General features: G+C 62.4%; 15 protein-coding genes. 7 read left to right on the plus strand and 8 right to left on the minus strand.

From position 1 onward, the window contains the following. Positions 1-158 precede the first annotated feature (158 nt). Entirely contained in the window at positions 159-872 is a 714-nt protein-coding gene (locus ACVZUB_RS13560) for a LysM peptidoglycan-binding domain-containing protein (protein ID WP_482628479.1), read from the plus strand. Positions 873-1,066: 194 nt separating this feature from the next. Further along, positions 1,067-1,564: a transcriptional regulator NrdR gene (gene nrdR, locus ACVZUB_RS13565; protein ID WP_030535543.1), complete on the plus strand. Its 498-nt coding sequence runs from the start codon at positions 1,067-1,069 to the stop codon at positions 1,562-1,564. Between the two features lie 286 nt (positions 1,565-1,850). Here nrdR and hrpA read toward each other — a convergent pair whose 3' ends face one another. Continuing rightward, complete coding sequence (gene hrpA, locus ACVZUB_RS13570; protein ID WP_482628480.1) at positions 1,851-5,756, minus strand: ATP-dependent RNA helicase HrpA; 3,906 nt, start codon at positions 5,754-5,756, stop codon at positions 1,851-1,853. A gap of 101 nt (positions 5,757-5,857) precedes the next feature. Here hrpA and ACVZUB_RS13575 point away from each other — a divergent pair, with 101 nt between their 5' ends. Further along, complete coding sequence (locus tag ACVZUB_RS13575; protein ID WP_064075592.1) at positions 5,858-6,487, plus strand: Pr6Pr family membrane protein; 630 nt, start codon at positions 5,858-5,860, stop codon at positions 6,485-6,487. On the opposite strand, the gene ACVZUB_RS13580 is transcribed toward ACVZUB_RS13575, so the two are convergent. Further along, on the minus strand, positions 6,458-6,775 hold the full coding sequence (locus ACVZUB_RS13580; protein ID WP_054188522.1) for a DUF2322 family protein: 318 nt from the start codon (positions 6,773-6,775) through the stop codon (positions 6,458-6,460). The two genes, ACVZUB_RS13575 and ACVZUB_RS13580, sit on opposite strands and share 30 nt — an antisense overlap. Before the next feature lie 132 nt (positions 6,776-6,907). Here ACVZUB_RS13580 and ACVZUB_RS13585 point away from each other — a divergent pair, with 132 nt between their 5' ends. Continuing rightward, a complete protein-coding gene (locus ACVZUB_RS13585; protein WP_063315392.1) occupies positions 6,908-8,131 on the plus strand; it encodes an aminotransferase family protein in 1,224 nt (407 codons plus the stop codon). A 2-nt stretch (positions 8,132-8,133) separates the two neighbouring features. Here the strand turns inward: ACVZUB_RS13585 and ACVZUB_RS13590 are convergent, their stop codons facing one another. Continuing rightward, on the minus strand, positions 8,134-8,400 hold the full coding sequence (locus tag ACVZUB_RS13590; RefSeq protein WP_064075590.1) for a hypothetical protein: 267 nt from the start codon (positions 8,398-8,400) through the stop codon (positions 8,134-8,136). A gap of 17 nt (positions 8,401-8,417) precedes the next feature. On the opposite strand from ACVZUB_RS13590, the gene ACVZUB_RS13595 reads away from it, so the two are divergent. Next, positions 8,418-9,116 carry a hypothetical protein gene (locus ACVZUB_RS13595; protein ID WP_030536898.1) on the plus strand — a complete coding sequence of 233 codons (699 nt, stop codon included), beginning with the start codon at positions 8,418-8,420 and terminating at the stop codon, positions 9,114-9,116. On the opposite strand, the gene ACVZUB_RS13600 is transcribed toward ACVZUB_RS13595, so the two are convergent. From ACVZUB_RS13600 to ACVZUB_RS13610, 3 genes are all read right to left on the minus strand, one after another. After that, positions 9,102-9,782: a PhzF family phenazine biosynthesis protein gene (locus ACVZUB_RS13600; RefSeq protein ID WP_003942237.1), complete on the minus strand. Its 681-nt coding sequence runs from the start codon at positions 9,780-9,782 to the stop codon at positions 9,102-9,104. The two genes, ACVZUB_RS13595 and ACVZUB_RS13600, sit on opposite strands and share 15 nt — an antisense overlap. Positions 9,783-9,862: 80 nt before the next feature. Next, a complete protein-coding gene (gene ahpD, locus ACVZUB_RS13605) occupies positions 9,863-10,402 on the minus strand; it encodes an alkylhydroperoxidase, AhpD family (protein WP_003942122.1) in 540 nt (179 codons plus the stop codon). A 2-nt stretch (positions 10,403-10,404) separates the two neighbouring features. Beyond that, a complete protein-coding gene (locus ACVZUB_RS13610; RefSeq protein WP_003942119.1) occupies positions 10,405-10,992 on the minus strand; it encodes a peroxiredoxin in 588 nt (195 codons plus the stop codon). A 229-nt stretch (positions 10,993-11,221) separates the two neighbouring features. On the opposite strand from ACVZUB_RS13610, the gene ACVZUB_RS13615 reads away from it, so the two are divergent. Further along, complete coding sequence (locus ACVZUB_RS13615; RefSeq protein WP_482628481.1) at positions 11,222-12,142, plus strand: LysR substrate-binding domain-containing protein; 921 nt, start codon at positions 11,222-11,224, stop codon at positions 12,140-12,142. A 28-nt stretch (positions 12,143-12,170) separates the two neighbouring features. Here the strand turns inward: ACVZUB_RS13615 and ACVZUB_RS13620 are convergent, their stop codons facing one another. Both ACVZUB_RS13620 and ACVZUB_RS13625 read right to left on the minus strand, forming a co-directional pair. Continuing rightward, entirely contained in the window at positions 12,171-13,571 is a 1,401-nt protein-coding gene (locus tag ACVZUB_RS13620) for an FAD-binding oxidoreductase (RefSeq protein WP_311094766.1), read from the minus strand. Positions 13,572-13,693: 122 nt separating this feature from the next. Further along, positions 13,694-14,542 (minus strand): LysR substrate-binding domain-containing protein, encoded by an 849-nt coding sequence (locus ACVZUB_RS13625; protein ID WP_003942255.1) that lies wholly within the window; start codon positions 14,540-14,542, stop codon positions 13,694-13,696. A gap of 56 nt (positions 14,543-14,598) precedes the next feature. Between ACVZUB_RS13625 and ACVZUB_RS13630 the strand changes: the two genes are divergently transcribed. Further along, positions 14,599-15,006, plus strand: coding sequence for a DUF5997 family protein (locus tag ACVZUB_RS13630; RefSeq protein WP_007732807.1), 408 nt, complete (start codon positions 14,599-14,601; stop codon positions 15,004-15,006). Positions 15,007-15,029: the final 23 nt, after the last annotated feature.

Genomic DNA, 15,029 nt, shown 5'->3' on the forward strand with positions numbered 1-15,029 from the left:
CCAACATTCGAGCTGTCGACAAACACGGAGGCTTTCGCAATTCCCGCTGTGTGGTCTGACACGAATCTAGCCGGATTTGCTCGCGGTTTCAAACATCTGTTCGATTCGTGTCGCTCCAAGTAGAGACATTGTCGGCCAGGCGTGGTAGAAATTCGAACATGCGTTCCATCGAACGCATGATCGAACACATCGATCGGTGTCGACCAGCGGAGGTCACGATGGGTAACGCAGCACTGAAAAGCAACAGGGTTTTCGACGACGCGATTGGTTTCGACGCGTTTGGTTTCGACGGTACGTCGGCACTGAAGTACCACCCCTCGTTCTATGGGCCCGATGCAGACGCTGTGTCCTTCGAACGGCGCGGAGCGGCCGAAATGCATGGCGTGGCCAGGGACGTCGACAACGAACCGCAGGCGGCCGTCGTTCGCCGGGTTCCGGCGGTGGGCGCGGTTTCAGGTTTGCGTTCATTGCGCGAATCTCCTCGCCGGTGGGACAGCGAGCACGATTCGTCACGCCCGTACGGAGGAAGTTTCGCGCACCGAAACAGGGTCGGTGTGTCACGGGTCGAACATGAAGTGGCCGCCGAGGATGTCACTTGGAAGACGGTTTTCCTGGGCGCCGTATTCACCGCATTCGCAGTGTTGGCGTTGGTGGGGATCGGCGCTTTGTCGAGTGGTGACGTAGCTGCGACAAACGGCGCGACCGAAGTGGTTCGTGTTGCCGCGGGTGAATCCCTCAGTGATATTGCTGCCAAGGTTGCACCTGGCCAGGCTGTCGGTTCGGTGATCGAGCAGATCATGGATCTCAATGCGATGTCGAGTTCCGGACTGTCAGTGGGACAAACGCTGATCGTGCCGGCCTCGGGGCGCTGACCTACCCCGTACCGGGCGGGGGCGTACCGAGCGTGAGAGCAGTCCGTTCACAGCGAGTAAGCTGTCCACTTGACAGTCCCACCACCTCGGGTGGTCGCGTTGAGTACGTGGATCTGCTCTGTAAATCGTCGGAGGATTTGCAGTCGGTAGCGAATCTGAGTTGCGGCCATTTCGGCGACAACGAAGGAACCCCGATGCATTGCCCGTTCTGCCGGCACCCTGATTCCCGAGTGGTCGATTCGCGCGAGGCCGACGAGGGCCAGGCGATCAGGCGGCGTCGTTCGTGCCCCGAGTGTGGCCGCCGATTCACCACGGTCGAGACGGCAGTTCTCTCGGTCGTGAAGCGCAGCGGCGTCACGGAGCCTTTCAGCCGAGAAAAGGTTGTCAAAGGTGTGCGTCGCGCATGCCAGGGCCGCCAAGTGGACAACGATTCGCTGAATTTGCTCGCCCAGCAGGTCGAAGATGCCGTTCGAGCTTCGGGTTCTGCCGAAATTCCCAGTAACGAGGTAGGGCTCGCGATCCTCGATCCGCTTCGAAATCTCGACGAAGTCGCCTACCTGCGATTCGCATCGGTGTACAAGTCCTTCAGCTCGGCTGCGGATTTCGAACGTGAGATCACCGACATGCGCGAGCATGCAGAGACCCGTGCCGCCGAGAAGGCTCCCGGCGCCGAGACCGTTTCCGTCGACTGAGGCCTTCGCCTCAGATAACGCTGAGAGCACAGAGCGGTCTTAGGTAACGCTGAGAACACAAAGCGAACAATCGAACAAATCGGGCACGTTATTCGCTTAGTGTCTACCAGGTACGTTCGTCCGCATCTCGGATCTTCACGGAGGCGTTATGAACTTAGTTGCAGTTCTCGGAGTCGTGAACAGCCTGGTAACCCTCGGGTTCGCCAACACTGTTGCCACCTTTGGCGGTTTCCTCACCAACGTCAACATTCAGACAATCTACTGATCGCGCAATTCTCGCCGAACATCAACGCTTGATCGCTTCGATAGCTTTCAGGACTCGCTTTTCGGAAATCGGTGTGGGTGTACCGAGGGACTGCGCAAACAGGCTCACGCGCAGTTCCTCGATCATCCAACTGATCGCGTCGACATCTCGAGCAGTGCGACGCTCTTCGGGAAGCGAACTCAACAACCGGTCGTACGCTGCGTACACCCGGTCGAGGACATCCATAGCCTGCTGATCTCGTTGTGCACTTGCGGGCAGAGCTTCGAGACGGAATTTTGCTGCGGCAAGATACCTCGGTAAATCGCGTAGGCGGGCCGATCCCAGTTCGGCGACAAATCCCGGAAACAGCAGTGAGGTCAGCTGTTCTCGGACGTCGTCGGCTGCCTCGCTGCGCGAGCGGTCCAGCACGACGCTCAGTTGGTGTGCTTGTTCGAGGATCGGAACAATCATGCGCAGGATCGCGGAAACGCGTCCGGCCAGTTCGGAGCGTGCGATCTTCACCAGGGCATCGAACGCTTCAGGCGTGCGTACCGGTCCACCGTGAGCCGCAATCACTTCGTTGGCAGCTGCCACCCGGCAATCTTCGACGAGGGCCTCCAAGCCGCCGTCCGGATTCTGGCCGAGAGCCAGACGCTGAGTGTTCGACAAGCCGGCGGTCACTGCCTTGAGTTGGGTGGGAACGGCCGCGAGGAGAAGCGCCCGCGTACCTTCCCTCATCGCCTGCGCCTGCGCGGCCGGCGTACTCAGGACACGAACGGCAACTCCGCCGTTCTCCGGCACCAGAGCTGGGTAGCCGGTCACCTGCTGTCCGCCGATGGAGCGAGTGATGGTCTGTTCCAATGCGCCCAGCGTTTCGGATGTCCAGACGGTTGCCGCTGCCCGTTCGGTTCCGGTTGCCGCCTTGGCCACTTCCTTCTGCACGCGCGGGGCGAGCGTGCGTCGTAGCTGCGCCAGATCCTTACCCTTCGCGAGCACCTTGCCCGATTCGTCCTCGACGACAAATGTCATCCGAAGATGGTCGGGCAGCGCGGCGGGATCGAAGTCCTTGGCGTCGATCTGGATCCCGCCCAAGTGCGAGAGTTCGCGGGCCATCGCGGTCATCAACGGCTCGGATCGAGGTTTGACTGCTGCCAATGCTGCGGCGGCATAATCCGGAGCCGGAACGACAGCGCGTCGAATGTTCTTGGGCAACGTCTTGATCAGAGCGGTAACGAGATCGACGCGCATACCGGGGACCAACCAGTCGAAGCCGACCGGCTGAAGTTGCGCGAGCAGGCCGACCGGGATGTGCGCGCTGACGCCGTCGTCGTCCTTTCCCGGCTCGAATTGGTAAGTGAGTGGAAACTGCATGTCGCCTTGGCGCCAGGCGTCCGGGTACTCGCCGCCCAGTACTGCAGCTGCGTCGGAGTTGACCACCGTTTCCGGTGTGAAAGTCAGCAGACTCGGATTCTTGCGCCGCTCGGTCTTCCACCACTGGTCGAAATGCTTGGCGGATACGGCTTCCTGGCCGATACGTTCGTCGTAGAACTCGTAGAGAGTTTCGTCGTCGACGAGGATGTCGCGTCGGCGCGCGCGGTTCTCGAGTTCTTCGACGTTGTCGAGGAGTGCACGGTTTTCGTGGAAGAACTTGTGGTTCGTCTGCCATTCGCCCTGCACGAGCGCATGGCGGATGAAGAGATCGCGAGAGGCCTCGGGATCGATTCGTGAGTACGTCACTGCGCGGCCGGTTACCAGAGGAACTCCGTAGAGAGTGACCCGCTCGTATGCCATCGCCGAGCCGCGCTTGGAGGACCAGTGCGGTTCGGAATAGGTCCGTTTCACCAGGTGCGGGGCGAGCTTTTCAGCCCACTCGGGTTCGATACGCGCGGACATGCGCGCCCACAGCCTCGACGTTTCCACGAGTTCGGCGGCCATGACCCAGCGTGGTGGCTTCTTGAACAGTCCCGATCCGGGGAAGATCGCGAAGTGGCTGCCTCTGGCGCCGAGGTAGTCCCGCTTCTCGCCCTCGCGTAGCCCGATATGCGAGAGCAACCCGGCAAGGAGCGACTGATGGATCGCGTTCTCGCTTGCCGGTGTCTCTCCCACTGTCCAGCCGAGACCGCGGGTGATCTGCCGGAGTTGCCCGTGCAGATCCTGCCATTCGCGGATGCGGAGCCAGTGCAGGAACTCGTTCCGGCACATCTTGCGAAACTGGTTGGAGGACAGATCGTTACGTTGTTCGCGTAAGTAGTCCCACAGTTTCAGGTAGGCCAGGAAGTCGGAGTTCTCGACGTTGAAGCGGGCGTGCTTTTCGTCGGCGGCTTGCTGGAACTCGGCGGGCCGCTCGCGAACGTCCTGGATGGACAACGCCGCGACGATGACAAGGGTTTCGTGAAGGCAACCGTTGTTCTTGGCTTCCACCAGCATCCGTGCCATCCGCGGATCCACCGGAATCTGGGCCAGCTCGCGGCCGACCGGCGTCAGTTCGGGGTGGCTGGCCTCGGAACCTCGCGCGATGGCGCCGAGTTCCTCGAGGAGTCCGATTCCGTCCTTCACGGCACGCTGGTCCGGCGGTTCGACGAAGGGGAATGCCGCGATGTCGCCCAGGCCGAGGGCCGTCATCTGCAAGATCACGGATGCGAGGTTGGTTCGCAGGATCTCCGGTTCGGTGAATGCCGGCCGTGACTCGAAGTCCTCCTCGGAATACAGGCGGATGCAGATTCCTTCGGCGACGCGGCCGCAACGCCCGGAACGCTGACGAGCTGACGCCTGCGAAATGGGCTCGATCGGCAACCGCTGAACCTTGGTGCGCACCGAATATCGCGAAATGCGCGCGGTTCCCGGATCGACGACGTACCGAATGCCGGGAACGGTCAGCGAGGTCTCGGCCACGTTGGTGGCAAGGACGACGCGTCGGCCGGTGTGCGGCGAGAACACTTTGTGTTGCTCGGCGGCAGACAGCCGCGCGTACAGCGGGACGATTTCGGTGTTGCGAAGACGCCGATCGCGTAAAGCATCTGCGGTGTCGCGAATTTCGCGTTCGCCGGAGAGGAAGACCAAGATGTCGCCTTCGCCCTCCGCGCTCAGCTCGTCGACCGCCTCGCAGACCGCGTCGACGGGATCGCGGTCGAAGGTGATGTCGCCGGATTCGACGGTCAGTGGCCGGTAACGCATTTCGACAGGGAATGTTCGCCCGGATACCTCGACGATCGGCGCGGGCTTACCGTCGACAGCGAAGTGCTTGGCGAAGCGCTCGGGATCGATGGTCGCCGACGTGATGATGACCTTGAGATCGGGTCGGCGGGGGAGCAGCTGAGCCAGGTAACCGAGGATGAAGTCGATGTTGAGACTGCGTTCGTGCGCTTCGTCGATGATCAGCGTGTCGTAGCGTCGGAGCATACGGTCGCGCTGAATTTCGGCGAGGAGAATGCCGTCGGTCATGAGCTTGACGTAGGTGCGGTCCGAGACCTGGTCGGTGAACCGCACGGTGTATCCGACGGCGTCGCCGAGTTCGGTGTCGAGTTCTTCGGCGATACGTTCGGCAACGGTGCGTGCTGCCAACCGGCGCGGCTGTGTGTGTCCGATCAAACCGCGGACGCCACGTCCGAGTTCGAGACAGATCTTCGGGATCTGGGTTGTCTTACCCGAGCCAGTCTCGCCGGCGACGATGACTACCTGATTCTCCGAGATCGCGGTCGCGATGTCGTCCTTGCGCTGACTGACGGGCAGAGCTTCCGGATACGAGACTGCGGGAACATTGGCGGAGCGTGCGGCCAACCGCGTGCGCGCCGTTTCGATTTCCTCGGCCAGCGCCACCAAAGCGTCTGGTGTGCGGGCACGGTCGAGTTTGCGACGGAGTCGACTCTCGTCGCGGAGTGAGACCTGCGCCAGCGCGCTCTTCAGGTCACTCCGCTTGGGGGAGAGCGGGGCCGGTGGTGTTGTAGACATGCTGATGACAGCCTATCGAACGCGTTCACAACTACCGCTCGCAGATCGTGCTGATGTGCAAATATCGACCAGTGACGACAAATACCGCAAATGAGTCATCGGTGCCTGTCTTGTCGACGCCGATCGCCGTGCGAGCCCTGAGACTGTTGTTTGCTGTGTTCGGACTTGCCGCTTTGCTGTGGATCCCGATCCGTGACGCGGCTGAGCTGTCTCTGTCGAACTATCTGAGCTACTTCACCATCGAGAGCAACATTCTTGCGGTGATCGTGTTGCTGGTCGGTGCAATTCGAGATCCACAATCGCAGGCGTGGCAGTCGATCCGCGGGGCGGTGACGCTGTACATGGTGATCACCGGCATCATCTATGCCGTCCTCCTGGCAGATATCGACGTCAATTTGAACGATGCCTGGATCAACTCGGCACTGCATCGGATTCTTCCGTTGGTCATGCTGCTCGACTGGGTGTTCTTCGCCTCGAGGCACAGGATCTCCGAAGCACGTTCACTGCAGTGGTTGCTGTTCCCGGTCGTGTACGGCGTGTACACGTTGATCCGAGGTTCGATCGTCGACTGGTATCCCTACCCGTTCATGGATCCGCGCCACCAGGGCTATCTGGCCCTGTTCATCGGATTCGTCGTACTGGGCATCGCGATGGCCCTGATGGCGTTGGCAGTCAATGCCGTCGGACGGTTGGGCGCCGGGCTACGCGGACGGAACGCTGCGAAGTCCTAGGGGATTGCCGGAGGCGAGCACCTGATCGAGTCGGTCCACGTTCGGGTGCTTGCCCGGGTTCGCCCGCGCGTCCTCGGTGTGCTCGGCGAAGATCGTCAATCCTGCCGAGGCGGCTTCGGGTGTCAGCGCGCCGTAGACCTGAGCGAGATGGTTGTACACCTTGACCGAGCCGGACTTTCCGGGCTTGTTCTCCACGGTGTCGACGACGGTTCCGTCGGCGTCGAGTACCTCGATGGCGGCCAGATGATCGATGGTGGGCAGTGCGGCGAGATTGTCGGCAAAAGTCATGGTCGACAGATTACGGGTGCGCCCGGAAATGCCGGTGCCGGGCGAGCGCCGTCATGCGCGGATTCCTGGTGTCGATATAGTCGCAGCACATCGTTTGCACACCAGCATCGTTTGTATTCGAAGGGGACAATGATGGCTTCGGCATTGTGGCACGGGTTCGCGGACATGGGCGCTGTGGAGAAGAACGGCGCGTTTGTCGTCTCTCGCGGTGAGGGCGCGTACATCTGGGACCGCGAGGGCACTCGGTATCTGGATGCGACGGCGGGCCTGTGGTTCACCAATGTCGGGCACGGGCGCACGGAGATCGCGGACGCGGTGGCGGCTCAGTTGTCGAAGATCGCTCATTTCTCGAATTTCGGTGATTTTGTTCCCGAGACCACGCAGGTGTTGGCGGAGCGTCTGGCGGCCATCGCGCCGGTTGCCGGGAGCAAGATCTTCTTCACTTCGGGTGGTTCGGATTCGGTGGACACTGCGGCGAAGCTGGCTCGTCGGTACTGGCACGAGGTGGGGCAGCCGGAGAAGGCGATCATCGTCGGTCGTCAGAAGGCGTACCACGGAATGCATGTTGCGGGAACGGCTCTCGCTGGTATTCCGGTGAACCGTGAGGGGTACGGCGAGCTGATGGCGGATGCGGCCACGGTCGGCTGGGATGATGCGAAGAGTCTGCTCGAGTTGATCGAGCGGGTCGGTGCGAACAAGATCGCGGCGTTCTTCGCGGAGCCGATCATCGGTGCGGGTGGGGTGTATCTTCCGCCGGAGGGGTATCTGGCCGAGGTGCGTGACATCTGCCGTGAGCACGACATCCTCTTTGTCGTCGACGAGGTCGTGACCGGTTTCGGCCGGATCGGTGGTGAGTGGTTCGCGTCCACCCGTTTCGATTTGCAGCCGGACATGATGACCACGGCAAAGGGTTTGACGTCGGGTTACGTTCCGATGGGTGCGGTGTTCATCGCGCCGCGGGTGGCGGAGCCGTTCTATGCCGGTTCGTGGTGGCGCCATGGGTACACCTACGGCGGGCATGCCGGTGCTGCTGCGGCGGCGATGGCGAACCTCGACATTCTCGAGCGTGAGAATCTGCTCGCGGAGTCGAAGCGTTTGGAGGCGTCGTTGCATACGCATCTGCAGCCGCTGGCGGAGCATCCGCGGGTGGCGGAGGTTCGTAGTGGGCTCGGTGCGGTCGCGGCAGTGCAGTTGGCTGATCCGGCGGAGGCGTTGCCGTTCGTGAAGACGCTTCGCGAGCACGGTATTTCGGGTCGCGCCGCGGGTCAGGGTGCGATGCAGATTTCGCCGACGTTTGTGATGACCGACGATCAGGTCGCCGAGATGGCCGCGGGGATCCTCGCAGCCCTCGGCTGAAGTCAGCTGCGGCGCCGAAAGAGTTTCTCGATTCGGCGCCGCACTGCGTTGGGCGCAGGTTCCAGTTCCAGAACCTCTTGCTCCGACTGCTTGGCGTACGCCTGGGTGTAGCGCTCGTGTAGCACCGAGCGAATCTCGTCCGGAGAGTAGGCCCGACGCTGGCGTTCGCCGCGCGCAACGAGAACCCCGGTGGCGGCAACGCCCATTGCACCGGCGAGGCCGACCAGTTTCCAAACGTGCGAGGCGCGCAGAGGAGTCGTGAGTTTCATCCCTCTACGCTAGAGGCATGGACCGACGATTGCTTTCGCAGGTGAGTCTCGACGAGGCCGCCGCGGCGACCCGCACGGGCGACATCTGGATCTTCCGCGGAGAGTCGACGGCGGACCGGGCCATCCAGACGCTGACCAACAGCCCGGTCAACCACGTCGGAATGTCGGTCGTGATCGACGACCTTCCGCCGCTGATGTGGCATGCGGAACTCGGTCACTCGCTGCAGGACATGTGGACCGGACGCTTCCAGCGTGGTGTCCAACTGCACGATCTGCGATCGGCCGTTCAGGTTTGGGGCGCCAAGTACGGGCAGCGTGGATGGTTGCGCCAGCTCGACCACGAGATCACCCGGGAGCAGGAAGACGCTCTGCTCGAGACGATCGCGCGGCTGGACGGTACGCCTTTCCCGTCGACGGCCAAGCTTGCTTCGCGCTGGTTCGGCGGCCGAATCCCGAAGCTGCGCAAGAAGTCCGACGTATCGGCAGTGGCCGTCGAGAGCGCCTACTGCGCCGAAGTGGTTGCCAAGACCTATGAAGCGATGGGTCTGCTCGTCGGTAATCGTCGTGTCAACTGGTTCGACCCGGGCAAGTTCTGGAGTGGAGATCAGTTGCCCCTCGCTCCGGGAGTTGCGCTCGGTGACGAGATCTCGGTATCACTGAGTGCACGTGACCTCGAGGCCGGACGCAATCCCGCCGGGTACTCACAAGGTTCGTGACGGCTCGGCGACGACGCGGCCGCCGACTTCGAGCCAACCTTCCGGAGAGAAGGTCGTGTGAAGGACCGATCCGCGTCCCTGGGTGATGAGCAATGATTTCCTCAATCGGTCCGTGATGCGCAGCGCTGCAGATCCGGTCGCCTCGTCCTCGGCGATTCCCATCACCGGTGCGAACATGCGTGCGCGGATGGCAGCTTCGAGCTTGTCCTGCCATGCCCACAGATACGAATGATCCGCCTCGTAGTCGGACGGATCTGCGTCGATGACGTCGTCCACCGTGTCCATCGGATAGATCGCGAATTCCGGTGCCCATTCGGCACGCGCGCGTACCCACGTCAAAGCGCCGGATTGGCGGACGTCGACACTGCCGGCAGGAACGTCGAGGGCGCTCACGCGACGGCCCTGTTCGCCCAGCCACCACGTGGCACCGACGGTCGGGTGTCCGGCGAAGGGGAGTTCTGCTGCCGGAGTGAAGATCTGGACCCGCGCACGCGAGGCGCCGTCATCCGGAACGTCGATGAAGATGGTCTCGCTGTAGTCGAGTTCCTTCGCGACGGCTTGTCGATCCGATTCTGCAACCGTGGACGCGTCGACGATTCCCAGCGGATTCCCGTGCTTGCCGTTCTCGTCCGTGAAGACCCGGACCACACTCACCTCGATACCCATCGGTCCACCCTAGCGCGCGAAAAGCCCTCCCCACCTTCACGGTGGGGAGGGCTCGTCGAACTGCACTCAGGTCCGAGTGATCAGACCTGTGCGGCAGAGAGGATCTCGTTGGCTTCGACAGCCTGTGCGACACCCGCGACGATGGAACCGGCGCGGATCGCTTCGAAGATGACCTCGCGGTCGACACCTTCCTGGCGGAGGGTGTTCTCGTGAGCTTCGAGGCAGTGGTTGCAGCCGTTGATCGCGGACACTGCAAGCGACCACAATTCGAAGTCGGCCTTGTCGACGCCCGGGTTGCCGATGATGTTCATCCGCAGGCCGGCACGAAGGTCGTCGTACTTACCGTCGAGGTAGCCCTTGGTGCGGTAGAAGACGTTGTTCATGCCCATGATCGACGCTGCGCCGAGAGCGGCGTTGTATGCCTCTGCCGACAGGTTGTCGGCAGCCTCGGAAGCAATCTCCTTGAGCGTGGACGCAGACTTGGTGGCTGCGGCCGTTGCGAGGAGCGTTCCCCACAACTGCTGCTCGTTCAGGACCGTCGTGCGCGCAATGGAACTCAGGTTGAGCTTGAGGTCCTTCGCGTACTCCGGAAGCGAGTTCTTGAGGTTCTCGACGCTCATACTCAGACGCTCGCAGTCAGGAGCTCGCCGGCGTTGATGGTCGGGTCGCCCTTCTTCCAGTTGCATGCGCACAGCTCGTCGCTCTGGAGAGCGTCGAGGACGCGGAGAACCTCATCGACGTTACGGCCGACGGAACCGGCTGTGACGGAGACGAACTGGATCTCGTTGTTGGGGTCGACGATGAACGTCGCGCGGTCTGCAACGCCGTCGGCGTTGAGGACGCCGGTGGCCTCGGCAAGCTCGCGCTTGAGGTCCGAGAGCATCGGGAAGGGGAGGGTCTTGAGCTCTTCGTGCTGTGCACGCCACTGGAAGTGCACGAACTCGTTGTCGACGGAAGCGCCGAGAACCTGAGCATCACGGTCTGCGAACTCTTCGTTGAGCTTGCCGAATGCAGCAATCTCGGTGGGGCACACGAAGGTGAAGTCCTTGGGCCAGAAGAAGACGATGCGCCACTTGCCTGCGTAGTCGTCACTGGTGACGGTGGTGAAGTAGTCATCGGGCTGCTGGGCATCGACCTTGGACAGGTCGCCGCCGATGACAGCCGTGAGGTTGTAAGCGGGGAACTGGTCGCCGATTGTGAGCAGAGCCATGTGTCTCATTCTCCTACGTGTCTCGTGAACAGGAATTTCTTGCGCACACGATCCGGCTGTTCGGACTGTGACGGCCGAACGTGCTGGATCGAGAGGGTTTGTCACCGTCAGCGGGTCGGACGGTTTCGACTGGAGTGTCGAGGTTGTGACCGGCGCTTTTTGGTATGAGTCCATTCTGCATCAAACCGTTCAAAAGGTAAAGGTGATGGGTGGCACTACACTGATAGGCATGTCTGATCAGACTTATCAACCTTCCTTGTCACAGCTGCGTGCCTTCGTGTCGGTCGCCGAGTATCGGCATTTCGGTACTGCCGCAGCGCGTTCCGGTGTGAGCCAACCCACACTGTCGCAGGCGCTGGCAGCTCTCGAGGCGGGGCTGGGAGTCAGACTGATCGAACGCAGTACCCGGCGTGTGCTCGTGACCGCGGACGGACAGCGCTTGCTCGGTCAGGCCAAGCAGATTCTCGAAGCTGCCGACGGTTTCGTCGCGAGCGCGGCCGGCTCCGGCGACTCTCTGACCGGACCGCTACGCATCGGGTTGATCCCGACCGTTGCGCCCTACATTCTTCCGGGGTTGTTGCCGGAGCTGCGCGAGAAGTTGCCGTCGTTGGCGCCGCAAATAGTCGAGGATCAAACGGCGCGCCTACTCGATGCACTGCGATCGGGAGCGCTCGACGTCGCGTTGTTGGCGCTTCCTGCCGGAACACCTGGCCTGGTGGAAGTTCCTGTGTACGAAGAGGATTTTGTGATGGTCGTGCCGAACGATCATTCCTTGGCCGGACGTGTCGATCTCACGGCGGACGTGCTCGACGCGCTGCCGTTGCTCTTGCTCGACGACGGCCACTGCCTGCGTGACCAGACGTTGGATCTGTGCCGTTCGGTAGACGCCCATCCGCTTGCCGGCGACACGCGGGCTACCTCTCTCGCGACAGTCGTGCAATGTGTGGCCGGGGGACTCGGGGTGACTTTGGTCCCGGAATCGGCTGTTGCAGTGGAGGTTCGACGCGGGGACTTGTCGACGGCGCGTTTCGCTTCGCCAGCTCCAGGTCGCACGATCGGCGTCGTGTTCCGCTCGTCGAGTGGCCGAGCAGAAGGATTCCGTCAGCTGGCCGAGCTGGTCCGTTCGGTCAGCCCGACGGTTCCTCGATGACGTAACTCGTTCGACGTCGACGTGAAAGCTAGTCGAGAGAGCCTTCTTTCACGGCAATGACCGCTCCGGGATTGAGAATTCCCAGCGGGTCGAGCGCATCCTTGACCTTGCGATTGAGGGCCATGACGTCTTCACCCAACTGTGACGGCAGCCAGTCGCGCTTGAGTCGACCCACCCCGTGTTCGCCGGTGATCGTGCCGCCGAGCGCGATGGCGAGATCCATCACCCGTCCGAATGCGATCTGTGCGCGTTCGGACATGTCCGGGTCTGCGGGGTCGAAGACGATGAGCGGGTGGGTGTTTCCGTCTCCGGCGTGCGCCACCGTGCAGATCAGGACGTCGAGGTCGTCTGCGATGGCTTCGACCCCGGTTACCAGCTGGGGGAGTGCGCGCATGGGAACGCCCACGTCTTCGAGAAGCAGACTTCCCATCGCGAGCACGGCCGGGAACACCGCTCGCCGTGCCGCCGCAAAAGCGTCACCTTCGGCCTGGTCATCGGTGGCGAATACTTCGGTGGCTCCGTTGTTTTCGCACGCCTGAACAATCGTCTCGATTTCCAGCACGCCTGCCGCGCCGGGTGCGTCGGACTGCGCGAGCAGTAGTGCGTGAGCCTTGCGGTTCAGACCCATGCGTACCGAATCCTCGACAGCATTGATACTGGCGTGATCCATGAACTCGAGCATCGCCGGACGCATGTTGCTGGTGATCGTCAAGACCGCGTCGGCAGCTTCTTGTACCGAGTCGAACGACGCGACGACGGTTGATGCGGGCGGCTGCGCGGGAATCAAACGCAACGTGATTTCCGTGATGATGCCGAGAGTGCCCTCGCTGCCCACGAACAGTTTGGTGAGTGAGAGTCCGGCGACGTCCTTGAGAAGGGGACCTCCGAGGCTGACAGCTGTACCGTCCGCCAGCACGACCCGGAGTCCGAGAACGTAGTCGGTGGTAACTCCGTACTTGACGCAGCAGAGTCCGCCGGCGTTGGTGGCTGCATTGCCGCCGATGGAACAGATCTCGAAGGACGACGGGTCAGGTGGGTACCAGAGTCCGTGCTCTGCGGCGGCTTTCTTGACCTCCGCATTCATCAAGCCGGGCTGAGTAACCGCCACACGGGCGACCGGGTCGATCGTGATCTGTCGCATTTGCTCGGTGCTGACCACGATGCAACCGTCGACGGCGCTGGATCCACCGGACAGGCCCGAGCCGGCACCTCTGGGAACCACCGGAACGCGGTGGGCGGTTGCCCATCGCATCACGGTTTGGATGTCTTCGGTGCACGTAGCGCGAACCACGGCAGCGGGGTGGCCGGCGGTCGGATCGGCGGCCCAGTCCTGGCGGTAGCCCGCGGTCACATCCGGATCCAGCAGGACGGCTCCCTCGGGGAGTGCCGCTACCAATTCGTCGAGGGCTGAAGAACTCGCGGGAGTCATACTCTCATCATGCTCGACGGAGTTCGACGATGCGCCAATTCGCGAGACCACAGCCCGAGTCTGTCGCGCCTGATCAGTTCAGCGTTGTCCGGCAGCGATCCTCCGAGTTGCCAGTTGAAGCCCTAGCGGCCCTTCTGCTTTCCGGAGAACCGGCCACCCGAACTCTTGGTCCCACCGGACTTCCCGCTGCCTGATTTGCCGCCCGCCTTGGCCTTACCGGAACCGGCGTTGCGTCCGGATATGTTCTTCGCGGTGCCGGCGCCCTTAGCTTTCTGCCCGTTCTTGGCAGCTTCTGCGCGACGCTCGCGGGCCGCGATCTTGGCCTTGACGGAGCCCTTGATCTTCTCGGCCGGCTCGCCGTTCCGTCCGCGGGAACTCTGTGCCGTTCGGCCCCGCACGATGCCGATCAGTTCCTCGACCAGATCTGTGGTCTTGGACTCCATCCATGCCAAAGCCACAGGAGCCTCGGGCGCACCGTCCACCGGACGGAAGGTCAGGTCCTTGCGATGGTGGAACCGCGCCAGCGAATGGGGAACCACGACAACTCCGACGCCGGCGGCCACCAACTCGATGGCGTCGGCGATGGTCGCGGGTCGCTCGGCGGCGGTCTTTCCGGGACGGGTCGGCCAGTCGAGTCTGTCGTCGAGAGGATCGAGCACTATCTCGTCGGCCAGATCGTCGACGGAAATCTGATCGACAGTAGTGAATACGTGATCTTTCGGTACCACCACCACCGGGGTTTCCGCGTACAGCGAGATGGCGCTGATGCCGGTCCGGTCGATCGGCAGTCGAACCAACCCTGCATCTGCTTCACCGGCGCGAAGTGCAGCTTCGAGTTCGAGAACCGGGAACTGAACAAGTTCCAGACGCACCTCGGGGAGCCGCTCGTGCCACACCCGGACCCACTTGGTGGGCGTCACCCCCGGGGCGTACGCGAGTCGAAAAATTGCCTGACTATCCGCGTCTGTCACCAGGCAAGGCTACCGCCTTGGTAAAAGCACCCGTATCGGCTGGTTACTCTTGTTGCATGACGTCGAACAAAACTCCCCAGACGATGAAGCCGACGACGGCTGCCAAGAAGCTGGGTGTGTACCTGGAAGCAACACCTGCGCAGTTCCAGGAAGGCGACGTGACTCGTGACGAGCTGACCGCTCTGCAGACCGATCCGCCGGAGTGGCTGCTGGAGCTGCGACGCACCGGACCGCACCCTCGCCCGGTCATCGCCGCCAAGCTGGGCGTATCGATCGCCGGGCTGGCCCGCGGCGGCGTCGAAGAAGCACTCACCACGGATCAGATCGCCGCACTCCTCGAAGAGAAGCCCGAATGGCTCGAAAAGGAACGCGCTGTTCAGGCCGAGGTGCGGGCCGAGAACGTTCGCATCAAGGAAAAGCGCGCTGCTCGCCGCAACCAGCCGCGGAAGGCTCGAAGGGGCTGACGCCCCCTGTGCGCCTTTTTGGT

Source organism: Rhodococcus sp. OS5, from assembly GCF_056837585.1.